Annotated in this window: 23 protein-coding genes and 1 pseudogene; 11 read left to right on the forward strand and 13 right to left on the reverse strand. The window is 48.5% G+C overall.

Annotated elements, in window-relative coordinates; translation table 11 throughout:
* Positions 1-101 precede the first annotated feature (101 nt).
* From ACFO4L_RS06190 to ACFO4L_RS06200, 3 genes are all read left to right on the forward strand, one after another.
* Entirely contained in the window at positions 102-1,049 is a 948-nt protein-coding gene (locus ACFO4L_RS06190) for a D-2-hydroxyacid dehydrogenase (protein ID WP_377908826.1), read from the forward strand.
* A gap of 543 nt (positions 1,050-1,592) precedes the next feature.
* Positions 1,593-2,033 carry a MarR family winged helix-turn-helix transcriptional regulator gene (locus ACFO4L_RS06195; protein WP_377908827.1) on the forward strand — a complete coding sequence of 147 codons (441 nt, stop codon included), beginning with the start codon at positions 1,593-1,595 and terminating at the stop codon, positions 2,031-2,033.
* A complete protein-coding gene (locus ACFO4L_RS06200; RefSeq protein WP_377908828.1) occupies positions 2,030-3,424 on the forward strand; it encodes an MATE family efflux transporter in 1,395 nt (464 codons plus the stop codon). Before ACFO4L_RS06195 ends, ACFO4L_RS06200 begins: the two co-directional genes overlap by 4 nt.
* A 336-nt stretch (positions 3,425-3,760) precedes the next feature.
* Here ACFO4L_RS06200 and ACFO4L_RS06205 read toward each other — a convergent pair whose 3' ends face one another.
* From ACFO4L_RS06205 to ACFO4L_RS06215, 3 genes are all read right to left on the reverse strand, one after another.
* A complete protein-coding gene (locus ACFO4L_RS06205; protein ID WP_377908829.1) occupies positions 3,761-4,186 on the reverse strand; it encodes a universal stress protein in 426 nt (141 codons plus the stop codon).
* Positions 4,187-4,632: 446 nt separating this feature from the next.
* Positions 4,633-5,055, reverse strand: a complete 423-nt coding sequence (locus ACFO4L_RS06210) for a universal stress protein (RefSeq protein WP_377908830.1) — start codon at positions 5,053-5,055, stop codon at positions 4,633-4,635.
* Positions 5,056-5,070: 15 nt separating this feature from the next.
* Positions 5,071-6,534, reverse strand: coding sequence for a SulP family inorganic anion transporter (locus ACFO4L_RS06215; protein WP_377908831.1), 1,464 nt, complete (start codon positions 6,532-6,534; stop codon positions 5,071-5,073).
* A gap of 327 nt (positions 6,535-6,861) precedes the next feature.
* Between ACFO4L_RS06215 and ACFO4L_RS06220 the strand changes: the two genes are divergently transcribed.
* From ACFO4L_RS06220 to ACFO4L_RS06230, 3 genes are all read left to right on the forward strand, one after another.
* Entirely contained in the window at positions 6,862-7,659 is a 798-nt protein-coding gene (locus ACFO4L_RS06220; protein WP_377908833.1) for an HAD family hydrolase, read from the forward strand.
* Between the two features lie 78 nt (positions 7,660-7,737).
* Complete coding sequence (locus ACFO4L_RS06225; protein WP_377908834.1) at positions 7,738-8,196, forward strand: hypothetical protein; 459 nt, start codon at positions 7,738-7,740, stop codon at positions 8,194-8,196.
* A gap of 176 nt (positions 8,197-8,372) precedes the next feature.
* A complete protein-coding gene (locus tag ACFO4L_RS06230) occupies positions 8,373-8,573 on the forward strand; it encodes a cold-shock protein (RefSeq protein WP_168008495.1) in 201 nt (66 codons plus the stop codon).
* 61 nt (positions 8,574-8,634) lie between these two features.
* On the opposite strand, the gene ACFO4L_RS06235 is transcribed toward ACFO4L_RS06230, so the two are convergent.
* The 3 genes and pseudogenes from ACFO4L_RS06235 to ACFO4L_RS06245 all read right to left on the reverse strand — a co-directional run.
* Complete coding sequence (locus ACFO4L_RS06235; protein WP_377908835.1) at positions 8,635-8,934, reverse strand: hypothetical protein; 300 nt, start codon at positions 8,932-8,934, stop codon at positions 8,635-8,637.
* Positions 8,931-9,761 carry a methyl-accepting chemotaxis protein gene (locus ACFO4L_RS06240; RefSeq protein WP_377908862.1) on the reverse strand — a complete coding sequence of 277 codons (831 nt, stop codon included), beginning with the start codon at positions 9,759-9,761 and terminating at the stop codon, positions 8,931-8,933. The genes ACFO4L_RS06235 and ACFO4L_RS06240 overlap by 4 nt, the downstream gene beginning before the upstream one ends.
* Before the next feature lie 132 nt (positions 9,762-9,893).
* A pseudogene (locus ACFO4L_RS06245) lies at positions 9,894-10,418 on the reverse strand (HAMP domain-containing protein); the annotation flags it as partial.
* A 32-nt stretch (positions 10,419-10,450) separates the two neighbouring features.
* On the opposite strand from ACFO4L_RS06245, the gene ACFO4L_RS06250 reads away from it, so the two are divergent.
* Together ACFO4L_RS06250 and ACFO4L_RS06255 are read left to right on the forward strand one after the other, a co-directional pair.
* Positions 10,451-11,440 (forward strand): LacI family DNA-binding transcriptional regulator, encoded by a 990-nt coding sequence (locus ACFO4L_RS06250; protein WP_377908836.1) that lies wholly within the window; start codon positions 10,451-10,453, stop codon positions 11,438-11,440.
* A gap of 115 nt (positions 11,441-11,555) precedes the next feature.
* Positions 11,556-12,956, forward strand: coding sequence for a sucrose-specific PTS transporter subunit IIBC (locus ACFO4L_RS06255; RefSeq protein WP_377908837.1), 1,401 nt, complete (start codon positions 11,556-11,558; stop codon positions 12,954-12,956).
* A gap of 70 nt (positions 12,957-13,026) precedes the next feature.
* On the opposite strand, the gene ACFO4L_RS06260 is transcribed toward ACFO4L_RS06255, so the two are convergent.
* Positions 13,027-14,853, reverse strand: coding sequence for a BCCT family transporter (locus ACFO4L_RS06260; protein ID WP_377908838.1), 1,827 nt, complete (start codon positions 14,851-14,853; stop codon positions 13,027-13,029).
* A gap of 270 nt (positions 14,854-15,123) precedes the next feature.
* Between ACFO4L_RS06260 and csaA the strand changes: the two genes are divergently transcribed.
* A complete protein-coding gene (gene csaA / locus ACFO4L_RS06265; RefSeq protein WP_377908839.1) occupies positions 15,124-15,453 on the forward strand; it encodes a chaperone CsaA in 330 nt (109 codons plus the stop codon).
* A 2-nt stretch (positions 15,454-15,455) separates the two neighbouring features.
* Here the strand turns inward: csaA and ACFO4L_RS06270 are convergent, their stop codons facing one another.
* From ACFO4L_RS06270 to ACFO4L_RS06280, 3 genes are all read right to left on the reverse strand, one after another.
* Complete coding sequence (locus ACFO4L_RS06270; protein WP_377908840.1) at positions 15,456-16,283, reverse strand: DUF2628 domain-containing protein; 828 nt, start codon at positions 16,281-16,283, stop codon at positions 15,456-15,458.
* A 15-nt stretch (positions 16,284-16,298) separates the two neighbouring features.
* Positions 16,299-16,859, reverse strand: coding sequence for a flavin reductase family protein (locus tag ACFO4L_RS06275; protein ID WP_377908841.1), 561 nt, complete (start codon positions 16,857-16,859; stop codon positions 16,299-16,301).
* Between the two features lie 139 nt (positions 16,860-16,998).
* On the reverse strand, positions 16,999-17,808 hold the full coding sequence (locus tag ACFO4L_RS06280; protein WP_377908842.1) for a GerMN domain-containing protein: 810 nt from the start codon (positions 17,806-17,808) through the stop codon (positions 16,999-17,001).
* A 138-nt stretch (positions 17,809-17,946) separates the two neighbouring features.
* Between ACFO4L_RS06280 and ACFO4L_RS06285 the strand changes: the two genes are divergently transcribed.
* Positions 17,947-18,588, forward strand: coding sequence for a hypothetical protein (locus ACFO4L_RS06285; protein ID WP_377908843.1), 642 nt, complete (start codon positions 17,947-17,949; stop codon positions 18,586-18,588).
* A gap of 108 nt (positions 18,589-18,696) precedes the next feature.
* Here the strand turns inward: ACFO4L_RS06285 and ACFO4L_RS06290 are convergent, their stop codons facing one another.
* From ACFO4L_RS06290 to ACFO4L_RS06300, 3 genes are all read right to left on the reverse strand, one after another.
* Entirely contained in the window at positions 18,697-19,695 is a 999-nt protein-coding gene (locus tag ACFO4L_RS06290) for a glycine betaine ABC transporter substrate-binding protein (protein ID WP_377908844.1), read from the reverse strand.
* Positions 19,696-19,763: 68 nt separating this feature from the next.
* Complete coding sequence (locus ACFO4L_RS06295) at positions 19,764-20,621, reverse strand: ABC transporter permease (RefSeq protein ID WP_377908863.1); 858 nt, start codon at positions 20,619-20,621, stop codon at positions 19,764-19,766.
* 28 nt (positions 20,622-20,649) lie between these two features.
* Positions 20,650-21,846, reverse strand: a complete 1,197-nt coding sequence (locus ACFO4L_RS06300) for a quaternary amine ABC transporter ATP-binding protein (RefSeq protein WP_377908845.1) — start codon at positions 21,844-21,846, stop codon at positions 20,650-20,652.
* A gap of 312 nt (positions 21,847-22,158) precedes the next feature.
* On the opposite strand from ACFO4L_RS06300, the gene ACFO4L_RS06305 reads away from it, so the two are divergent.
* The gene (locus ACFO4L_RS06305; RefSeq protein WP_377908846.1) at positions 22,159-22,728 is read left to right on the forward strand and encodes a GbsR/MarR family transcriptional regulator; all 570 of its coding nucleotides are present in this window, start codon (positions 22,159-22,161) and stop codon (positions 22,726-22,728) included.
* Positions 22,729-22,757: the final 29 nt, after the last annotated feature.

Below are 22,757 nucleotides of genomic sequence, written 5' to 3' on the forward strand. Positions count from 1 at the left end.
CAGTTTAGCGAAACAGCTCCGTCAGAAGCCTCCAAAAAGCAGGAAAAGAACCGTCTTTGATCGAAAAGGTATAATGACTAGTCATTAGAGGAGGACCATTTATGCGAACGATCGTCATTGCACAGGATTTGCAGGAGGAGCTCATCAAGAAAATTAAAGAAGCAGTCCCAGATTGGAATGTGGTTATCGGCCGGGAGGAAGAAACGTGGAAGCCTTGGATGCCGGAAGCAGAAGCAGCTGCTGGATGGAAGGCAGACATGATGGAGTATGCGGGAGAACATCTGAAGTGGATCCAAACGTGGAGTGCAGGCGTCGACCATCTTCCACTCGATACATACTTTAAGCAGGGAATTCAGATTTCAAGTGCCAATGGAGTCCACGCCGCGCCCATTTCGGAAACGATTTTTGCCTTTATGCTCGGCTGGACAAGGCGCATGTCTGCTTATGCAAAGCAGCAGACTGAAAAGAAATGGCATCATGCTGGATTGAAGCATGAAATTCATGGAGCTTCAATCGTGATATACGGGATGGGAGCGATCGGAGAGGAAACGGCAAGGCTCGCAAAAGCGTTCCGAATGGATGTTACCGGCGTTCGCAAAAGCGGAGCGCCGTCAGATTATGCAGATAGAATCGTCACGCCGGAGGAAGCCGATCAGCGGCTTGCGAAGGCCGATTTTGTCATCAATGCCCTGCCGCTGACAAAAGATACGGAACAGTTTTTTTCAGAGGCACGACTTCGACTGATGGGAAAACAGACCTTTTTCATTAACATAGGCCGGGGCGGCACCGTAGATGAAGCGGCAATGACGGAATTACTTGCACAAAAGCAGCTCGGCGGAGCCGGACTGGACGTTTTTCAAGAAGAGCCGCTTCCAGAAGCGAATCCGCTTTGGGAGATGGATAACGTACTTATCTCTCCGCACACAGCAGGCTCAACCGAATTTTACAACGAACGGGTCGTCTGCGATATTTTAATACCAAATTTAATCGCCTATACAAAAGGGGAAATACTTCCGGTCAATCAGGTTAATCAGGAAAATGGCTACTAACGGCCAGTTTGTCTATGTTGTTTAATAAAAGGCGGTGGGAACGGAGGTGATTATCCTCGCCACCGTCTGCATCTGCGGACCTGCTCTTTTCGGAGGAAACGGGTTTGGCTTTCCTCCGGTTGTCGGAAGCGCTGGGTCTACCCTTTATTCTGAGCCGAGGCTCTCTGGTTTCGACAGCTGGCAGAGAAGGTAAACACCTGATGTTTTTAGCAGGAGCCTGCAAGTGCCCATAGAACCTTCTTCGTGCAGGGTCTTTTTCATAGAGCGGGACCCGGGTGCTTCGCAGCATTCGTCTTAGGAGCAGCGAGCAGGAGGAAAATTCTTTGCCGCTTTGTTTCGGAGCGGCAGGCTGATGAAGCGAAGAAGGATGATATAAAAAAAGAGTAACTAGGTAATCAGACGGACTTTTTCAAAAGCCTGATAACGAGCTGCCGGCTGGCAGCTCTATTCGTCGTACATCTGTTTCCTGAAAATGGATTGACGAACTCCTTCGTATATCGTAATATTAGGGAACGAAGTATTTGCGATGGAGGACGACTGGTAATGAATCAGCCCATAGAAAAACTGCTTTCCTACGAACTTGGTATGACTGCACACATGCTTCAAAACAATATTAATCGTAAGTTTTCAGGGTTAGGGCTGACACGCTCTCAAAGTAATATCCTGTTTCTGCTTTACAAAGAAGGCAGTATGACGCAGGCGGAGCTGATGCAGCGGCTGAATGTGCAAGGATCAACGATGAACGGACTGCTGGAAACGATGCTGAAAAAAGAACTGATTCGGAAAATGCAGAGCCGCGAAGACCGGCGCAGCAGAGTGATTTCTCTTACGGAAAAAGGCATGCATATCGAAGAAGAGATGTGGACAGCACTGGAACATGCAGAGTCGAAAATAACCAGTGCTCTTTCAGCTGAAGAGGACAAACAAATGCGGCGGCTGCTGGAGAAAATACGTCTGTCGTTCCGTGAGGAGGAAGGCCGGTGAGCTCCCAAAAAGAACAAAGTGCAAGGCTTGGATCTGAGCCGATCCCTGCCTTGCTGAAGCGACTTTCTATTCCTGCAATTGCAGGAATGCTTGCGATGTCCGTGTACAACCTGGTCGATACCATCTTTATTTCCTATGCGGTCGGCATTGACGGAGTGGCTGCTGTGACGCTGGCTTTTCCGCTTATGATCGTCATGATGGCTGTTGCCGGGGCGTTAGGCATGGGTGGTGCTTCTGTTATTTCCAGAAGGCTCGGAGCCGGGAAAGAAAAAGAGGCAGATCATGTATTTAGTAACATGATGATGCTCGTTGTACTTATTGGTGTCATCGGCGTGATCGGCTCCTATACACTGCTGAACCCGGTTCTCCAGCTGTTTGGGGCAGGCGATACCGTTATGGCGATGGCATATTCCTATATTTTCCCAATTACAATGGGGACAATCTTTTTTACATTTGCATTTACGACAAACGCCGTCATCCGCGCAGAGGGAAATGCCAGGTTTGCGATGATCACAATGATTATTCCGTCTGTGCTCAACATCATTCTGGATCCAGTTTTTATTATCTGGCTGAATATGGGAGTGCAGGGAGCGGCTATTGCGACTGTCATTTCACAGGCTTCCGTAACCTTTATGGTGTTAAAGTATTTTATCAGCGGGAAAAGCTCCCTTCATATTCGTCCAGTTCTCATGCTGCCGGTTTGGCGGATTATTAAGGAAGTCTCTATCGTTGGGATGCCGGCATTTGCCCGGCAGGTAGCAGGAAGCGTGATGATGATCGTCATTAATGCGATGCTGATCCGCTACGGCGGCGAATTTTACGTCGGGGTATTTGGTGTTGTGCAGCGAATCGCGATGATTACGCTAATGCCGATGATGGGAATTCTACAGGGGATGCAGCCGATCGTCGGCTATAACTTTGGGGCTCGGCAGTTTGGACGAATGAGTGAGGCGATTAAGCTTTCTCTCAAAGTCGTAACGCTGTTTTCGTTTCTCGTATTTGGAGCAGCGATGGTCATCCCGGACTGGCTTATGCGAGTATTTACGCAGGATCAGGCTGTGATCGACGCAGGAGTTGATGCGCTGCGAATTATTTTTGCTGTCGCGTTTGTGATCGGCATCCAGGTGATCAGCGGCGGCCTTTATCAGGCGCTTGGAAAAGCGAGGCCGGCTTTAATTCTATCGATGGCCAGGCAGGTGCTGTTTTTGATTCCGCTCGTTCTGATTCTCGCACCGGTGATTGGTGTCTGGGGAGTCTGGATTGCATTCCCCGCGGCCGATATTCTTGCTGTTCTTTTGTCGCTTTATTTCTTGCGGCGAGACCGGAAGCTGTTCTTTCCACCGGATGCTCAAGCAAAGAAAGAAGAAAACCTGCAGGAAAAGCATGCCTGATCAACGAAAGACCGCTCTCTATTCACAGAGAACGGTCTTTTCAGAATGTAGATATAGTCATTTTAGGGGAATAACGTTGCATCTGCCTGTATCTGCTGACACTCGGTTTCTGGAGAGAACGGGCTCAGCTAACCGTTTTTGCCTGAGCCTTGCCATAAGTTTCGCTTCGTAGCCGCTGCCGCAGGCAATGTTTCGTACACGGCTGGAAACCAGGGAAGTGCCAAGTACTACCGTGCTGCATGTGTGAGGCACATAGGGTGATCCGGTTCCATGTTTTCAGGAAGGATCCGTTCTCCAGTTTCTTGCACCACCAATCAGCACCGTTTACTATAACGCTTATTTAACGATCAAAACCGGAACTTCGACGTACTTCATGACTTTGTGACTGACGCTTCCAAGCACCATCGTCTGCAGCGAGCTGCGTCCGCGGCTTCCGATTACGAGAATATCCGCTCCGGACTCTTTCGTGTAATCGATAATGGAGGAAGCGACGTTTTCCCGCTCCATAATAACCGTTTCCTTCCATTCTGCAGGGCCGATGTCGACTTTTTTATATTCATCAAACAGCTCCTGCTGCTCCTCGGCCGGCGGGTGAGGTTTCTCATCCTCCAGCTCGTCTGTAACAGAACGGCTGCGCATTTCCACATGAAGCAGTTCAACCACGGCGTTCCGCTCTGCTAATGAAGCAAGCTCTGCTGCTTTTTCACATGCCCTGAAGCTGTGTTCGGATCCGTCTGCTGCGACTAAAATATGAGTAAACATAAGGAGCCTCCTTATTCCGTTAAAGTAGTGTATACAGCTATCTTCCCATATTTGCATGATTCAAACAAACAGTCACTACAGGAAAAAATCAAAACATACATGAGCCAGACCAAAAAAAGCGCAGACTTTTCAGAGAAGAACGACAGGACGTCGTTTTGGTTGCAGGTCCCCTCCGCTTTGCCAGAATAGGCCCATTTTAGTGAGCAGCACTTGGCAGAAGGACACGGCTTCACTAGGTTTGAGGCTTTTTCACCTTTAGAAGCCGTGATGCGGAAGATAAAGAAAGACTTCTCAGGGTAGAAGATCTGGAGGTCAGGAGGGAAAGTCGTGCTCGTTCCTTCCTCATCCTTTCGGAGGCGGAACCAGCTGTCAGTGCATAAAAAAGAACCCTCCATTTGGAGAGTTCTTCTCGTGAAGAGGAGCATTGCAACGTGCGCTCTTTTTCCTTATTTAACCATCATGACCGGGGCTTTCACATACTTCATCACTTTATGGCTGACGCTTCCGAGAACCATCGTCTGCATCGTGTTCCGTCCACGGCTTCCAATCACAAGCACATCGTACGCGCCGTCGTTCGCATGAGAAATGATAGGCTCTGCTACGCCGTTCTTTCCGTGAAGAACGGTTGAGGTAACAGAGATGTTCTCAGCGGCAATCATGTCCTCAAATGAAGCGAGCATACGGCGGCGCTTCGCAGAAGCTGCATCAGAATCCCCATAGTGCAGGATATCTGTTTTAGAGCGGCTGCCGTCGACTACATAAAGCAGTTCAATTTCAGAGTCTTCCGTGATCCTGGCAAGTCCAATTGCTTTTTCGGCGGCCCGATTGCTGTGATCAGAGCCATCTACTGCAAGTAAGATACGTTTCATAATCGAACGGCCTCCTTAATGGCCGGAGGCTTTGTTTAAGCCGCCGATTTTTTCCATTAGCTTGTAGCTTTCTTTGTTTAACCCTGTAATAGATACTTCAATATTACGGAGTCCATATTTGTGCTTCACCTTATCAATAGCGCCAACTGCTGAGTCGTCCCACAGCTGTGTATTCGATAAGTCGAGAATAACGTGACTGACATCGGTGTTAAAATCAAGCTGGTCCGTAAAATCCTGTACGGAAGCAAAGAAGAGCTGTCCGTGAATTTCGTACGTCATCTCCCGGGTGCGAACATTGAAATGTTCCTCGACTTTGATCTTGGAAAGCTTCCAGGCAAAGAAGATAGCGCTCATTATTACCCCGGCGAACACACCAATCGCCAAATCGTGCGTATAAACTACCGTACCGACGACGGTGACCATGACGAGCGCATCCGTCCGCGGCACTTTATGAATGTTCGTCAGCGACGACCAGTCAAACGTGCCGATGGATACCATGATCATGACGCCGGCTAGAGCTGCCATCGGAATTTGCACAACCCAGTCTCCGACGACGAGAATGAGAAACATAAGAAATGTACCGGCGACCAAAGCGGATAGTCTGCCCGTACCACCGGACTTGACGTTGATGACTGATTGACCGATCATTGCACAGCCGGCCATGCCGCCGAAGAAACCTGTAGTGACGTTGGCAATTCCTTGCCCGCGGCTTTCTTTGTTTTTATCACTGTCCGTATCGGTCATGTCATCCACGATCGAGGCCGTTAACAGAGATTCCAATATCCCAACCATCGCAAGCGCTAATGAATAAGGGAAGATAATCATCAGCGTTTCCATGTTCAGCGGGATGTTTGGCAGGGCAAAGATCGGCAGCGTATCCGGGAGTGCCCCCATATCGCCGACTGTACGAACGCCTGCGTTCATAATGATCGCTATCGCCGTAACGACAACGATGGCGACAAGTGTAGACGGAACGGCTTTCGTAAACTTAGGCAAAATATAAATGATCGCCAGCGTGAGCGCCACCATCGCATACATCACCCAAGTCTCGTTGACAAAGTGCTGCAGCTGGGACGTGAAGATTAAGATTGCAAGCGCATTGACAAAGCCGATCATAACGGATCTCGGCACAAATTTCATCAACGCAGCGAGCTTAAACACCCCGAATAAAATCTGCAGAATACCTGTCAGAATCGTAGCGGCGAGCAGATACTCCAAACCATGGTCTGCTACAAGCGTAATCATGAGCAGAGCCATTGCTCCTGTTGCTGCCGAAATCATGCCGGGGCGTCCACCGACAAACGAGATAATGACAGCAATACAGAAGCTGGCATAGAGGCCGACCATCGGGTCAACACCAGCAATGATGGAAAAAGCAATCGCTTCCGGGATCAGAGCGAGGGCTACAACCAGCCCTGCCAGCACGTCTCCTTTCACGTTGCTGAACCATTCCTGTTTCCATTTTTCAATTGTAGACAACACGTGCACCTCTTTCTATTAGATTGATAGAGTCCTTCCTAGAAAGACTCGGTCCGTAGAGAACGGAATGAGTATAGCAGATTATGAGAAAAAGTCAAAAATTCGATGAAAGCGTACGTCATACAGCAGTATCGCTTGTTTGATCATTCATTCTCCATTTTTCATAGGAACTTGTTGAATGAAATTAGCTGTGGTCGGTTCGCTTCAGGAAAAGCGGATCTTTACAAAACGTTTAAAATGGAGCCTCAACCTTTAAGCTTCCTTAACACGGGATTTACGTTCAGCGGGTATGGTGTAGGTATAGAAACAGGAGAGGATGAAACAGACATGCGCATAAGAGCTGTATTTCTCGATATGGATGGTACTCTGTTAAATACCGAAGATGCAATTTCCCATAAAATGAGACAGGTGATTGAAGAACTGAAACGAGCTGGCATTTATGTGTTTCTCGCTACGGGAAGACACCTGGATATTACCCTGCCGCATCATCGGAGTCTCGGACTGAAAACGCCGATGATTTGTTTAAATGGGGCTGCCGTCTACGACTGGTTTTCGCTTGATCCGCTGCAGATGAAGTACATGCATTCACCGTGGGAGCTGCACGAAGCGGTCGTCCGCTCCGGTGCTAGAAATATAATGGTTCATGCAGAAGAAGGCCTGTACTGCCTGGAACAGGATGAAATTGTACAGGCATGGGTTAATGAGGGCGGAAAGTATCCGGTCTACACAGGGCCGCTTCATACGGTGAAACCGGAGAAAATATTAAAGTACAGCGTTCGGTCTACGGACTTCATTACGCTCCCGAAAAAGCTCTACAGCCGTACGGCGGAATTAATCCGCTGGCAGGACGGATTTGAACTGGTTCGTAAAGAAATCTCAAAATGGTCAGCGATGGAATACCTGTTGTATCAATACGGTATTTCCAAGCAGGAAGCGATCGCGTTTGGCGACGGACCGAATGATATCGACATGCTGCGCCGCGCCGGCACTGGTGTGGCAATGGGCAATGCCATACCGGAATTAAAAAAGGCGGCGGACTTTGTTACAGGGACGAATGCCGAAGATGGAGCAGCTGATTTTCTTATGCGCCATGTCCTGCAGGCAGGAACAGTAGAAGCCCAATAGCGCGGCCAACTGTTTTCTTTACCTCAGCCCCCAGCTTTAGGTAAAATGAGAGGGAATGGAAAACAGGAGGGAAAGCAGATGAAGGCAGGAGTGCTGTTCTTTATCGTATCCGTGATTACACTGCGCGGATGCGGGGAGGCTGGTCCATATGAGCAGGCGGAATTGTATCTGGATCCGGAGTTTGCTGGAGGAACGCTTTCTGTCACGCCGGTTGTGTTACACAACGGTGAACAGGAGGCATTGTTTCAGTATGAAGGACATATTGCTGTAATCAACCGGATTGAGCAGGGAGATACGCTGCTTTATGAAGCGGAAGAAGATGCCGGTGGAGACATACAGCAGATCATGCTCGACGAAGACGCTGAACACAGCGGAAATCACATTGAGGTTGAAGCTGATCCGGGTGAATTTACGATTGAAGCAGAAGCGGTCTTTACTGTCGCACCAGCCGGCGGCGAGGGAGAAAGCAGAGAATATAAGCATACACTGCGCCAGCGGGTGGAGGTTCAGCGGGGGACTAATGCGGAAGAAGACTGATGTATCAACTGCGTAAGCGGTATCATTTTTTCTGGATAATATTGATTGTTTTGTGCAATTATGCTAACATCAGCCTTGTACATGTTTGAATTGGCAATATCAACGGCCTCTTGGCACGACCAGGGTACGAATGATTCGCACGATTCAACAAATTTCTTTTAGGGAGGCCGATTTATATGGTCACAGGAACAGTAAAATGGTTTAACGCAGAAAAAGGATTTGGTTTCATCGAGCGCGAGGACGGCGACGACGTATTCGTTCACTTCTCCGCAATCAACGCTGAAGGCTTCAAGACACTTGATGAAGGACAAAACGTTGAGTTTGAAATCGTTGACGGCGACCGTGGCCCACAGGCTGCGAATGTATCAGCGGTATAATCATAGCTTCGAATAGAAAGAGACACGGCAGCGATCGCTTCCGTGTCTCTTTTTCTGTCTATTATGGCTTAACGAGATGAATTAACTTGTCCATTCGGGCTTTCTTACAAGTCTGAAGAGCTTCGCTGGAAAGGCCGCTGACTGAAATAGAAGCATGACAGCGCCTCATCAGCGTTGCAAGAATGCCGAGAAATAATGTATCGATTACAAATCGTTCTGAACCTTGAAAGTAAAAATTCCGGCCGCCGCGATTGCCGTGCTCAAGCAGGCGGCTTCGCATGGCAGCGGCATCTTCAGCTGAAAGGTGCGCGGGGAGCAATACGTGCACAGCGCTTCCGGTATCTGTTATCTCTACGGTCATACCTGGCGCCCTCCTTCAGCTGTTGAAAATTGATTTGTTTGTTCCAGTAAACCGCCGGCGAGTGCTGTCATCTGCTCCGTGCTGGCCGCAATTTCCTCCAAGGAATGACTCGCTTCAGAGGAAGCGGAAGCGACAGCCTCCGCATGATGATCGGTATCATCTGTAAAGGAGCCGATCTCATCAATAAACGAGATAATTGCAGCAGAGGAAGCTGTTTTCTCACCGGCAAGCTCCTTAATTTCTGTTATATCATCAGATGTTTTGGATACCGCTTCGTAAATCGTGTCAAACAACTGTTTTGTACGGGTAACTTCTTCTGCCCCGGCAGCTACCGATCGCTCATTTGTTTCCATTGCATCTGCAGCCAGTGCGGCAGTATCTGTTATAGAAGTGATAATACCCGTTACATGCTCCGCTTCGCGTGAGGTTTGTTCAGCCAATTTGCGAACTTCGTCGGCAACGACGGCAAAGCCGCGGCCGGCCTCACCGGCTCTGGCAGCTTCAATCGCTGCATTGAGTGCGAGCAAATTGGTTTGATCAGATATCTTCGTAATCGTATCAACGATGCTGTTTATTTGGCCTGCATATTTATCAAGGGACTGCACGTGAATTCCTGCCTCTGAGGCATCCTGTTTCATTTGATCCATTTTCGAAGCAACTTCTTCCAAGCTGCTGCTTCCTTTCCCAGTAAGAGAGAGGGTATCCTCGGCCGCTTTTCCGGATCGATCCGATCTTGTGCTGATTATTTGTAAAAGAGAAGAAAGCTCCAGCAGTGCCTGGGATGTATTCTCAACGGCTGTTCGACCGGATGCGGCCTGGCTGCGCATGACGTTTGCACTGTCCGAAACGACTGCAGAGCCAGCGCTGATTTCCTCGATTGAGGCTGCATTTTGTTCCGCTTGAGCCGCTGTCTGCTCGGCAGCCGCTTTCACATGCACAATCGTGTCGGAGAGGGAGAGACGAAGACTGTCAAAGGCACGTGACAGCTGGCCAATCTCATCGGCAGAATCATTTTCGGCACGGTGCGAGAGGTCCAGCTTTTCCCCTTGAATGCGCTGCATGACGTCATTTAACCGCTGGAGGGGCTTCACAACGAAGAATCGCAGCCCTGTAAATACAAAGGCGAGTAAAATGAGCGTATTAACAATCAGCGTAAAGTAGGTTTGGAGCAGGTTAGCAGCTGTCGTGCCAACGAGATCCAGTGCACCGGATTGTGCAAGCAGGTACTGAGCGTAAGCAACCGGTGCCCCTGCAGCTAAGCTGAACAGTGTGGCACCCAGGACAACGAGCGTCATTTTTCGGGCGATGGATGAAGTCAGCACAGATTTAGATAAATAAGCAGGCAATTTGATAACCCCTTCCACGGGTTTAATTAGTTCTATCATCAGGGTTCTTATTACCCAAGATGAGGAGGAATCAAGCATTATTCTTAAAATGGTAACAAAATACCTACTGAGAATCACATGAGATGACAGGGTTTTCATCTTCGTGGTAGGATATCGATGAGGTGAGAGTGATGGTCACAATAAACGACATTGCAGATAAAGCCGGCGTTTCCAGAACGACGGTGTCCAGAGTGCTGAATGATTCCGGCTATGTCAGTGCAGAAGCTCGGGAGCGGGTACGCCGCATCATTGAAGAAACGGGATACAGACCGAGCGAACAAGCAAAGTCACTTCGGCTGAAGCGCACAAAAGTAATCGGTGTCGTGCTGCCAAAGCTGTTTACAGAGACATCCAGCCGGATGGCGAATGGACTCGACGATGTGTTCCAGCAGAATGGCTATCAAATGCTGCTCGCAAGCTCGAATCTGAATCATGAACAGGAGCGGCGGCAGCTGCAGCTGCTTGAAAGCAGACGAGTAGACGGCATTATTTTGACGGCGACCAACCAGAACGAAGAGCTGCTGGCTACGCTGCGGGCTATGCAGGTGCCGGTTGTCGCACTCGGTCAAAACCTTCCAGGCGTGTCTTCGGTTTATTTTGACGACTATCACGCTGCCGCAGATTTAACAGAGCATATGATTCAAAGCGGGAAACGCCGAATCGGTTTTATTGGAGTAGACGAATCGGATTATGCTGTCGGTGTGCTGCGCAGGCAGGGCTTTTTGGACGTGATGAATCGACACGGGCTTGAGGTTCGGTCCGAATGGATCCGCAAGGCCGATTTTACAAGTGAGTGCGGAAAAGCGGCATTTGAACAAATAGCAGCCTCCGATTCAGAGTGGCCTGACGCCGTGCTTGCAGTGACAGACAGACTGGCAGTAGGTGCGATGCAGGCTGCGAAAGAAAAAGGGCTTCAGGTGCCTGAACAGATCGGCTTTGCCGGTGTAGGCGCTACCGACATGTCGCAGTACGTTACCCCGGCGCTGACTACCATCGATTACAAATACGAAGAAGCTGGAAGAGAAGCTGCGCAAATGCTGCTTCGATCGTTAAACCAGCAAAATGTCGAAAAATCTGTAATGGGCTATGGACTTTTGAAGCGGGATAGTTTATCATGTTGATGGAATCGATTACACAAGAGATTTATTTTATTTTGCACAATATGGAATCGATTACATGTTCAGGTGATCGATCCTGTATAGGTGCTTGATTTAAAAAAAGAAAGGGGTATGAAGCATGGCTGATGAGAACCGCAGAATAGCGGAAGAACTGATTGAAGCCATTGGCGGGCAAGAGAATATTGATTCTGCTGCCCACTGTGCGACACGTCTTCGTCTCATGGTAAAAGACAAGGAAAAGATTGATCAGGAGAAGGTCGAGGAGATTGATAAGGTAAAAGGTGCTTTTTACAACTCCGGACAGTTTCAGGTCATCTTCGGAACGGGTACAGTAAACCGGATTCACCAGGAAGTCATTGCACTAGGTGTATCGGAATCATCGAAATCGGAGCAGAAGGCGGAATCTGCGAAGCAGGGTAATGCGATGCAGCGTCTACTCAGAACGTTCGGTGACGTCTTTGTTCCAATCATTCCGGTACTCGTTGCTACTGGTTTGTTCATGGGTCTTCGTGGTCTTGTTACGCAGGAAGCGGTGCTGGGTCTGTTCGGTACGACACCAGAAGCGATCCCGGATAACTTTATCTTATATACAGAAGTGTTAACCGATACAGCCTTTGCCTTTCTGCCGGCGCTGATTGCCTGGTCGGCGTTTCGGGTGTTCGGCGGAAGTCCGGTTATCGGTATCGTTCTCGGTTTAATGCTCGTCAACCCGGCCCTGCCAAACGCATATGAAGTCGGGGAAGGTGCAGCAGATCCGCTTATGTTCTTCGGATTTATTCCGTTGATCGGCTACCAGGGTTCTGTTCTTCCGGCGTTTATCGCTGGGTATCTCGGGGCAAAGCTCGAAAAATGGCTTCGTCAGCGAATTCCTGAAGCACTTGATCTGATTTTAACTCCGTTTTTAACGCTGTTTATTATGATAACGGCGGCCTTGTTCATCGTAGGACCGATTTTCTCAGCAGTAGAAGCTGCGATTATGGTCGGGGCGACGTTCGTACTGGAGCTTCCGCTCGGTTTGAGCGGACTGATCATCGGTGGTCTCCATCAGGTGATCGTAATCACCGGGGTGCATCACATTTTCAACTTGTTTGAAATTCAGCTGCTGGCTGATAACGGACTGAATCCGTTCAACGCACTGATTACAGCTGGTATCGCAGCTCAAGGTGCTGCAGCTCTTGCAGTCGGTTTAAAAACAAAGGCGAAAAAGCTGAAAGCTATTGCGCTCCCTTCATCTGTTTCTGCTTTTCTCGGTATTACGGAGCCGGCCATTTTTGGTGTCAACCTTCGTTACGGAAAACCTTTCGTGATGGGTCTGATTGGCGGTGCAGCAGGTGGATTTTTCGCAGCACTGTTTAACCTGCAGGCAACCGGTATGGCGATTACGGTAATCCCGGGCATGCTGCTTTATATCGAATCACTGAGCAGCCTTGTGCTTTATATTCTCACAAACCTGATAGCCGGTGGTACGGCGTTCGTTCTCACATGGCTCTTTGGGTACAACGACGACATGCAGCAGTAGAGGGTACTACACGCTGTTACATGTAACAAAGGGCCCGGAATCATCATTGATTCCGGGCCCTTTTTATTGATTAATTCTTCTTGTCGGTTGAATCGGTGTCCTCATCTGACAGATGATCTTCGAATTCTTCCCGAAGATCGTCGTAGATCTTTTCTTTAAATTCTTCATACGCTTCTTCTTTCAGATCGTCATAGACTTCTTCTTTCACCTGTTCATACACTTCTTCTTTTACTTCCTCTTTCATTTCTTCATAAATTTCGTCGCGGACGTCTTCTTTTAAATCGTCACGGACGTCATCCAATGCATCGTCAAACACGTTTTCTTTCATTCCGCCATAGACTTCTTTTTTCACTTCGCGCCGTTCCCGCTTACGCTTTTTCACTTTATCAATTTTTACATCACGTGACATCATAATCAAGAGCGAAAAGATCATGACGACCATGATGATCGCAAACGGAAGTGCCGCCACAATAGAAGCGGTCTGCAGTCCTTCCAGTCCGCCGCTTAACAGGAGCACAGAAGCGGTTCCGGCAATCAGGAAGCCCCAGATGATCTTGATGTAAAGCTTAGGACTCAGGCTGCCGCTGCTCGTCATAGCGCCGAGCACGTAGGAAGCAGAGTCGGCAGAAGTAATAAAAAAGATAATAATCAGAACGATCGCAAGACCACTCATAACCGCTGCAAACGGCAGCTCGCCGAGTGTTGCAAACAGGGCAAGCTCTTCCTCTTCCATGACGAGATCCCCAATCACATCGTTCCCGCCGAGAATCATGCTGAGCGCGGTGCCCCCGAACGTAGTAAACCAAAGGGCAGCCAGAACAGAAGGAACGATAAGAACACCAGCAACAAATTCGCGGATCGTACGGCCGCGGGAGATACGGGCGATGAAAATACCCATAAACGGAGACCAGGAAATGTGCCACGCCCAGAAGAAGATCGTATTATTTCCAAGCCATTCCCCGTCGCCGTAAGGATCAAGATCAAGGCTCATCGTGACAACATTAGATAAGTATCCTCCAATCGTTGTCACAAAGTTTTGTGCGATAAATAAGGTTGGGCCTGCTATTACGACAAACAGCAGTAAAACGGCCGCAATGGTCAAGTTAATCGTACTAAGTATACGAATGCCTTTATTAACACCGGTAGCGGCAGAAAAAATAAACAAAACAGTGATGATGGCAATGATCGTCAGCTGTGTGGACGGATTATTAGCAATACCGTCGAATAAGTAGGAAAAGCCGCCCGAAATTTGCAGGGCACTGAGACCAAACGTGGTCGCTACCCCGGTGGATGTAGCAAGCACGGCCAGCGTATCAATGCCTTTTCCGAAGGGTCCGTATGCACGGTCACCAAGAATAGGCTGAAACGCCGAGCTGATTAATGCAGGCTGATCCTTTCGGAACTGGACGTAGGCGAGCGTCAGCGCTACGAGTGAAAAGATCGCCCACGGATGCAGCGCCCAGTGGAAAACGCCGTAACGAAGGCCTGCCGTAGCAAGCTCCCCCTCTGTTGAACCGGCAAAGTCCGGGTGAGGATCGAAGAAGTAGAGGACCGGTTCGGCAACGCCCCAGAACACAAATCCGACCCCGATACCGGCTGAGAAAAGCATGCCGATCCAGGTGAAAAAGCGGTACTCCGGTTTCTCATCAGGTTTTCCAAGCTTCAGCTTACCAAATGGACTGATAGCAAGAAAAAGCACAAAGCCAATAATAAAAGCAGTGGACAGCATATAAAACCAGCCGAAGTTATCAAGTGTAAACGCAAGACCTTGATTGGAGGCATTCTCTAATGATTCAGGACCGAGAAACCCCCAGATAACAAATGCAGCTACAATGGGAGCAGAAATATAAAAGACGATACTAGGTTTTTTCGTTTCGTACTGATAATGTTCAGCCATAAGTAGTTAAATCCGCGACAGCGGATCGTTCCCCCTTTTTCTATGTCGTGGTCAAGCATGTATGTTATCAGGATGTATCATATGCATCCTGTCAAATAAGTACAGAAGGGATTATAAAAACATTCCCTAATATAGGACGTAAGAAACCAAACTTTGCATGGTCTTCCTGTTATCACCCAATTCCTGTTGCAGAAAAGCAGGAACACGCCTTCATGTTGTGGAACATACATGAAGCACACTTAAAGCACAAGGGAAAAGGAGGAATTCACGGTGGCTCAACTAGAAGACTTTTTAAAGCTGGATATACGGATCGGCACCATTCGTGAGGCAGCACGGTTAGAAAAAGCACGGGTACCCGCAATGAAGATGACGATCGATTTTGGCAGTTTGGGAACACGTCAGTCCAGTGCGCAAATTACCGAGCGATATGGACCAGAGGAACTAATAGGCCGGCAGGTAACGGCGGTGGTTAATTTTCCACCTCGTAAAATTGCCGGCTTTACTTCCGAAGTGCTCGTGCTGGGTGCTGTACCGGGAGAAGGGGATGTCGTGCTGCTGGCGCCGGACACCAATGTGCCGGATGGCACTAAAATAAGCTGATCCTAAGGAACGGTCACGACGAATGACTGCATGTCGAACAGTTCGTCGTCGAGATACACGTCCACCCGGTATTCACCCTCCGGCAGTTCCGGATCCTCAGCATTGAGCAGGTTTAAGGAGAGCGTACTGCCGGAAAAGAACGGATAAGCCTGGCCGGCAATACGCTCTTCTGCGCCAAGCCCTAAGTAATGGAGCTCGTAGCGCAGTTCGCGGCCGTCGAGAGCTTCACCGATGTAATACAGCTGGATCATGGATTCATACTTATAAAAAACGGGGTTCTCTACTGTATCCAGCTCGCCGGACGGCGGCTGATCGCCGTCATACACATAAATTCCGGGATCCAGGGGAGGATTCCAAGCCCAGCTGAACAAAAACAGGGCCGGAGCAGCAGCAAGCAGAAGCATTCCAGCTGAAACAACCGCTCCAGCTTTTTTGGACTGTCCTCTTCCACGAAAAAGCGGAGGAGAAGGCTTTCCTGCTCTCTCGAGCTGTGCCATTTTTTTCACTTTCCGCCAATAAACGGCGTTAGCAGCTAAACCGAACGCCACATGCAGAAAGAGAATTGGGGCAGCGAGAAATACGGGCGTCGCAGAAGCACCGGCACCCAGGTCCAGTAAAGCAGGCAGCAGCGATTCTAGCAGGAGAAAAGTGAGGTAAAGGAGAAAATACCCGGCAGCGAGCACGTAAAGATGCCGGGAGGCTGCCCAGACGGGGCCGAGCAGAAAAGCTGCCCAGTTCCAGCCTGCAAAGCGGGCTGGATGGGAATGCTGCTTCCATTTCTGTTCATAGTAAGCGGCGTTTTTTCCAATATAAGGATGGTACTCATTCATAACATGCGGTCTCCTTCAGCGGCGAATATGCACATTTCTGCGGGACGTTTGTGCATCAGCCGTTAAGTAAGTCGAGCGGCCGAGATAAAGCGGGAGCGGATTCGCTTCCATGTTTGGCAGGCCGTTTTCCTGAAAACAGGAGGGATCCTGGTGAAACTGCGTAATATCAGCGACAAACCAATCGTGGTCGCCGTACGTGTTTCGGTCAATAACGCGGCATTCATATGCCACGTAGGCGCAATCTAGCACCGGTACAGGAACAGAACGGCCCTTTTGCCAGGAGAGACCGATTTTCTCCAGCTTCCCTCCATCAGATCCGCTGTATGTACCTGCCTTTTGAATAACTGCAGCGTGCTCTGCAGCAACGAATTGTACGACAAAACTTCCGGATTCGTTGATGAGACGATGAGAATAACGTTCTTCGGCCACGGCTACTCCATAAATGGGAGGATCAAACGAAATATATGAGTGCCAGCCGGCGGCCATAATATTTGTTTCTCCTTCAAACGCGGAGGTGATCAGAGCAACGAGCCCCGGGTAACTGTGCATCACCGTTTTATTGACAGGCTTCAGCATGCATAAACTTCCTTTCCTGCAGAGGCACAAAGAAAGCTGGTCCAGCCGTTTTTCGCTGGTCCAGCTTTTCATTTCGGCTTCCCTGCATAGCCGTATTATATAAGACTTGAAACCAATGATTCAACCATGAGCCTGCGTATTACTCCATCGATTGAAAGTCTTCCGGATTACCAGCCTGAACGGCTTCGTTCAAATCAGTATGTCCGAGCAAGGCGCCGGCACTCTCGCCGTCTACTAAAATAGATGTTTCCTCAGCTCCGAACTGATGCATCATCATCGCAATCTGCTCGAGCAGCATCATTTCACCGCTTGAACCAAGATTTGCATCTTCGATCTCAGGGGAGAGGGACACTTCCGCAGAGGAATCCTCCAATGTTACAGACTGGACAGTCGTTCCTTCAGGAAGCAGCGGATACAGTTCTTCATGAGTCGGTCCAGCTGCCCAAAGCTCCATCGCTTCCATCGCACCAGCTTCATCCATGCTTACTTCGTTATCTGCTTCCACGCGGTAATTATTCAGCAGCTCTGCATCTGAAAAATAAAGGTACAGAGGAGAGACCATTGCTTCGGTTTCATCAGCTGCTTCTTCATTGGACGCCTCATCATCATTGGACGCGCTGTTCTCAGCCTCAGCTTCTTCTTCGCTGGATTCGTTCTCGTCACCAGTATTAGCTTCTTCGTTGTTCTCATTGTTCTCAGAGTCGGGTTCTGCTACATCTTCTTCAGCATTGTTTTCATCATCTGCTTCATTGCTGACATTTGCGTTCTCATCTTGATTAGAAACGCCTTCTGTATTTTCGTTCAGATCATCCAAATTTTCTTCCACCTCATTGGCGCCGCCGACATTATTATTTGCTTCATTCTCGTTATTGTTCGTTTCATTCACCCCGCAGGCTGCTGCAAGACTAAGGGCCATGGCCCCAATGACAAACGTACGCATTTTACGCATGAGAAAACCACCTTTTCCATATTGTTTTCGTGAGTACTTACAGGATTTGTCGTTCTTCTTGGAGAAATGTTACAAAGGCTCCCTCATCCGCTATAATAGAGGTACAGCTGGTTTTATTCAAGGAGGAGGCAGTTCACGTTGAGCAGAAAGCGAACCTCACCGGAAATGATATACGAGGGTCTGATGGTTCTGCTCGCATTTGCAGCTGTATCCACGATCTGGTTTGAAACAAGGTACGAAGATCCGATTGTCTGGGGCACGTGGGGAGTATTCTTCGTTGATTTCTGCGTCCGATTTTACCGGGCAGATCGAAAGCTTTCCTTTTTTAAAGATAATCCGTTTATCGTTATTGCGATTATTCCGCTGGACGCTATTTTTCAGGCTGCCCGTCTGGCACGTATTCTGCATTTTCTGCGGCTGAAAGCAATGACAAAATACTACGCCAAACCGGCAATTAAAGTGCTCTCCAAACAAAAGCTGATGCACGTGCTTCCGGGCGTCGTTCTGTTTGTGTTTTTATGCACGATTCCGCTCTATTGGGCCGAGCAGGAGAAACTCGCGCATTATGCAGAGGCCTGGGTCGGCGCTGCTGCTTCTCTTATTTTTTTCGGATACGCCTATATTGATCCGGACTCGATTACGGGGAACATTGTGATTGCGCTGCTGACGTTCAGCGGCGTCATCCTTCACGCCTGTGTGCTGCGCTGGGTATTTGATACGGTGAAAGAAACGAAAGCAGCCAAGGCAGCCGAAGAGAAAGGAAAGGATTTATTCTCGTAAATAAGGCTGACGAACACGTAAAAGGAAACAGGTTTCACACAGAAAAATCAAAATAAAACCCCGGCCATTTTATGGCCGGGGTTTCCTGTTATCAAAAGATGTTTTCTTTTACTGAAGATCTTCGATGGAGTCGATGTCCATGTATTCTGGAACAACGAGTCCTGTACGAGCACCCTCGAGGTTAGCGCCGAGATCTTCCATGCTGTCCCCATACTCTTCGACGAGGTGGTCGTGCGTAAGCGGCAGCCATGCAGCTACCATTGCGTCAGCCTGACCGTCTGCAACTGCCTGGAACATGAAGTTAGCTTCAAGCGGATCCATGGAAACTTCATAGCCGAGATCTTCCAGAACGAGTGCGATCATGTTCGTCGAGGCGATTTCAGAATCCCATGCTACAAATACGAGATCAATCTGCTCTCCGTCTACTTCTTCAACCCCATCTGTCCATTCTGCAACCATATCTTCGTTTGCATCGATCCACTCACGTGCAGCTTCCTCTTCGTCCATGCCTTCCTGGATAGAAACCATGATTTCACCCATGTCATCTTCTGACCACTGGAAGTTGTCCAGTACCTGATACGCTTCAGGCATATCAGATTCCAGGTCTTCACGAACGAACGTGTGAATGTCTTCTGCTTCACCGAAAACGCCTTCCGGATCATCAAGGAATTTCAGATCATACTCTGAAAATTTCCAGTGTGGTGTCCAGCCAGTAACAATGATTGGCTCTTCGTTCTCAAACGCGTCGCCGAGCGCCTGTGTCATGGCAGCGTCAGAGCTTGCAGAAACATCCCAGTCACTCAGCTCATATGTTTCAAGTGCATCTTCTGCAGCAGACATAATCCCTGCGCCAGCATCGATACCAGTGATCGTATACTCGAGCTCTTCCCCGTAGTCAGAACCGGAAGCTTCGCCGTCGTTGTCTGCATCATCATCTGCTGCGTTGTTTTCTGCTGCATTGTTGTCCGCACCGTTATTCTCTTCAGCAGCGTTATCTGCGTTGTCGTTTCCAGCAGCGTTGTTGTTTTCTTCTGCATTGTCTCCGCATGCTGCAAGCAGTGCGACGGACAGACCAGCGGCAAGACCGAACTTGTGCATCTTTCTCATTGTAAAACCCTCTCCTTTTATCTATTGTTTTTCTATCTATGCGACCTTTTTGAGAAAAAGGTTAAAACCTAAGCTTGTCGCTTCTCAGGATTCAGTGCCTGAGTAAGGCGGTCGAGAATGATGGCAAGGATAACAAGGCTGATTCCAGCTTCAAAGCCCATCGCCATGTCGTTTCGTCCAACGGCATAATAGACCTGACGGCCGATGCCATCTGTTCCAATCATGGCAGCAATAACAACCATGGAAAGAGCCAGCATGATCGTCTGGTTTACACCGGCCATAATCGTAACCTTCGCCATCGGCAGCTGTACTTTAAACAGCTTCTGATTCGAAGTCGAACCGAATGCATCGGAGGCTTCAATGGTTTCTTTCGGCACCTGACGGATACCGAGATTCGTCAGCCTGACGGTGGGCGGCATTGCAAATATAACGGAAGCAATAACACCTGGGACGATTCCGATACTGAAAAAGGCGACGGCCGGAATCAGATACACGAATGCCGGCATCGTCTGCATGAAGTCGAGAATCGGTGTCACGATGTTGCGGACCAGATCATTTTTAGCCATCCAAATTCCAACAGGTACCCCTATTATAACGGAAATCAAGGTCGCAGTGATAACAAGCGACAATGTCAGGATCAAGTCATCCCAGTAATCGATGCTCTCAATGAAGAGGAGACCGAAGAAAATAAGAATCGGGAGACCGAACTTCCCGGTTTTTCTGACGAGCAGATACCCGATGACGGTAAGAACTAAGATCAGCACGATCGGCGGTATCAATCCGAAAAAGCTGTTCAGGACACCGGTAATCCAGCCGACTGAATTACGGATCCCTTCGAAAATAAACTCAAAGCCTTCAGCATTTCGAAGCCAGTCTACAAAATCTTCTGCCCATGTTCCGACTGGAAGGCGGGGCAGGAATTCCAAAATAGCGTCAAACCAGTCATAAATTGCTTCACTCAACGCTGTTCACCTCTTTTCCAGATAATGCCGAAAGAATCTTGCTTCGAATAACAATGCCTTCTAATTTCCCGCTGTCGTTTGTAACAGCGATCGGCACAGTGGAATTTGATGTCATTTCAAACAAGTCGTGCATCGGCGTTTCCAGGTTACACGTTGGTACTTCTTTTTGAATATATGGAGCGATGTCACGCTCTTCCCGTTTCACAGCTTCAGCGATATCAGAGGCATGCACGATACCCTGCAGCTCACGAGAACGGTTGACGACGTAGACGGAAGAAATGTCTGCATCACGCATCCGCTGCAGTGTTACCCGCGGACCATCCTTCTCAGCGTTCACTGTCTCTGGGCGAGTCATAATATGCTCAGCTGTATATACCTTGGAACGATCCACGTCTTCAACGAAGCGGGCAACATAGTCGTCTGCCGGATGCATCAGAATGTCTTCCGGTGTACCGATTTGTACGATCGCCCCGTCCTTCATGATCATTATGCGGTCACCGATACGCAGCGCCTCATCCAAATCGTGTGTAATAAAGATGATTGTTTTTTGCATCGAGGCCTGCAGATCGAGTAATTCATCCTGCATGTCCTTTCGGATCAGCGGGTCCAGTGCAGAGAAAGCCTCATCCATTAACAGGATGTCTGGGTCATTAGCAAGCGCTCTTGCGAGTCCGACCCGCTGCTGCATTCCGCCGGAAAGCTGGTCCGGATATTGATCCTCGTATCCTTGCAGCCCTACAAGCTTTAAAGAATCCATTGCTTTTTGACGTCGCTCTTCCTTCGGCATTCCTTGTACTTCAAGACCGTATTCAACATTCGACACGATCGTTCGGAATGGAAACAGCCCGAATTTTTGAAATACCATACTCATTTTTTTACGGCGAACTTCTCTAAGCGCCGAATCGTCCATTTTCGCCAGGTCGTCGCCGTCGATCTGAATCTGACCTTCCGTCGGGTCAATCAGACGGTTCAGCAGACGGACAAGTGTTGACTTCCCGCTTCCGGAAAGTCCCATAATAACGAAGACTTCTGCCTCGTTCACGTCAAACGTCGCACGGTTAACACCGACTGTAAGACCAGTTTCTTTAAGTATTTCGTCCTTCGACTTCTTTTCTTTCAACATTTCAAGTGCTGGTTTCGTTCGTTTTCCAAAAATCTTGGATAGATTGCGCACTTCGATTTTAGCCACGTCTGCCACCTCTTTTCATTTTCATGGTTTCTCACACTCTTTGCTACCTTTGACGCATGGAATAACATGGAACTAGGTACAAAGCAGTTGAAATCACACCTTGTTCACTATACGCATCTTTTTCTCATCCTTCAACTGTTGTGCAGAGACATAATCAGGGATAAAGTTTGTACAGAAAAAACTGTACAAAACTGACGCGCTAATATCTTTATAATACTACAATTTACTCAATATAAGGACGCATCCTTTCGTTTTATCAGTTCTTTTCATCATGCTACTATGAGAAAGGTGTAAAAAAAGGAGGCTGCTGTGATGGACGTTGAAGAGAAACTGGAGCAAGCCAGAGCCAGGTTTACGAACGAAATAGCGAACAATATCAGCTTGTATGATCTCCCTGCTTCAATCGGCAGACTGTACGGGACTATCTTTTTTTCAGAAGATCCGGTTACGCTTGATGAACTGAGCCGTAAGACCGGTATGAGCAAAACGAGCATGAGTACGGGCGTCCGGACGCTGGCAGATGCAAATATGATTGAAAAAACATGGCGTAAAGGGGTGCGAAAGGATTTATATCAAACCGATCCAGATTGGTATAAATCGTTCTCGACTGTTTTTATTAAACGGTGGAGCGAGGCGTCTGAGCTGAATTTAAAGGCGCTGCGAACCGCGAAAGCAGAGCTCGAAGACGTCCAACAAAAAGCAGGCGAAACTCTTGCCGAACGTGCACAAACCGATATTGACAAGCTCGAATCAGCTGAAGCATACTATGAGTGGCTTCAGGAAGTGATTTCTTTATTTGAGACCGACAAAATTTACGAGCTGGTACCGAAAAAAGAAGTGCCGGCGAAAGACATAGAAAAACCATTCGTCCGTAAAGGATGAATGGTTTTTCTATGTCTGATTTCTTATAA

The organism is Bacillus daqingensis (assembly GCF_042654445.1).
GTDB classification, from domain to species: domain Bacteria; phylum Bacillota; class Bacilli; order Bacillales; family Salisediminibacteriaceae; genus Alkalicoccus; species Alkalicoccus luteus.

What these genes read in the sequence shown, in the direction of transcription:
- ACFO4L_RS06275 (WP_377908841.1), bottom strand. Translation starts at nt 16,859, where the DNA reads ATGCTGAAGCCTGTCAATAAAACGGTGATGCACAGTTACCCGGGGCTC.
- ACFO4L_RS06230 (WP_168008495.1), top strand. Translation starts at nt 8,373, where the DNA reads ATGGTCACAGGAACAGTAAAATGGTTTAACGCAGAAAAAGGATTTGGT.
- ACFO4L_RS06240 (WP_377908862.1), bottom strand. Translation starts at nt 9,761, where the DNA reads ATGCGCAGCCAGGCCGCATCCGGTCGAACAGCCGTTGAGAATACATCC.
- ACFO4L_RS06305 (WP_377908846.1), top strand. Translation starts at nt 22,159, where the DNA reads ATGGACGTTGAAGAGAAACTGGAGCAAGCCAGAGCCAGGTTTACGAAC.
- ACFO4L_RS06250 (WP_377908836.1), top strand. Translation starts at nt 10,451, where the DNA reads ATGGTCACAATAAACGACATTGCAGATAAAGCCGGCGTTTCCAGAACG.
- ACFO4L_RS06220 (WP_377908833.1), top strand. Translation starts at nt 6,862, where the DNA reads ATGCGCATAAGAGCTGTATTTCTCGATATGGATGGTACTCTGTTAAAT.
- ACFO4L_RS06205 (WP_377908829.1), bottom strand. Translation starts at nt 4,186, where the DNA reads ATGTTTACTCATATTTTAGTCGCAGCAGACGGATCCGAACACAGCTTC.
- ACFO4L_RS06195 (WP_377908827.1), top strand. Translation starts at nt 1,593, where the DNA reads ATGAATCAGCCCATAGAAAAACTGCTTTCCTACGAACTTGGTATGACT.
- ACFO4L_RS06225 (WP_377908834.1), top strand. Translation starts at nt 7,738, where the DNA reads ATGAAGGCAGGAGTGCTGTTCTTTATCGTATCCGTGATTACACTGCGC.
- ACFO4L_RS06210 (WP_377908830.1), bottom strand. Translation starts at nt 5,055, where the DNA reads ATGAAACGTATCTTACTTGCAGTAGATGGCTCTGATCACAGCAATCGG.
- ACFO4L_RS06260 (WP_377908838.1), bottom strand. Translation starts at nt 14,853, where the DNA reads ATGGCTGAACATTATCAGTACGAAACGAAAAAACCTAGTATCGTCTTT.
- ACFO4L_RS06255 (WP_377908837.1), top strand. Translation starts at nt 11,556, where the DNA reads ATGGCTGATGAGAACCGCAGAATAGCGGAAGAACTGATTGAAGCCATT.
- ACFO4L_RS06290 (WP_377908844.1), bottom strand. Translation starts at nt 19,695, where the DNA reads ATGAGAAAGATGCACAAGTTCGGTCTTGCCGCTGGTCTGTCCGTCGCA.
- ACFO4L_RS06270 (WP_377908840.1), bottom strand. Translation starts at nt 16,283, where the DNA reads ATGAATGAGTACCATCCTTATATTGGAAAAAACGCCGCTTACTATGAA.
- ACFO4L_RS06235 (WP_377908835.1), bottom strand. Translation starts at nt 8,934, where the DNA reads ATGACCGTAGAGATAACAGATACCGGAAGCGCTGTGCACGTATTGCTC.
- ACFO4L_RS06280 (WP_377908842.1), bottom strand. Translation starts at nt 17,808, where the DNA reads ATGCGTAAAATGCGTACGTTTGTCATTGGGGCCATGGCCCTTAGTCTT.
- ACFO4L_RS06190 (WP_377908826.1), top strand. Translation starts at nt 102, where the DNA reads ATGCGAACGATCGTCATTGCACAGGATTTGCAGGAGGAGCTCATCAAG.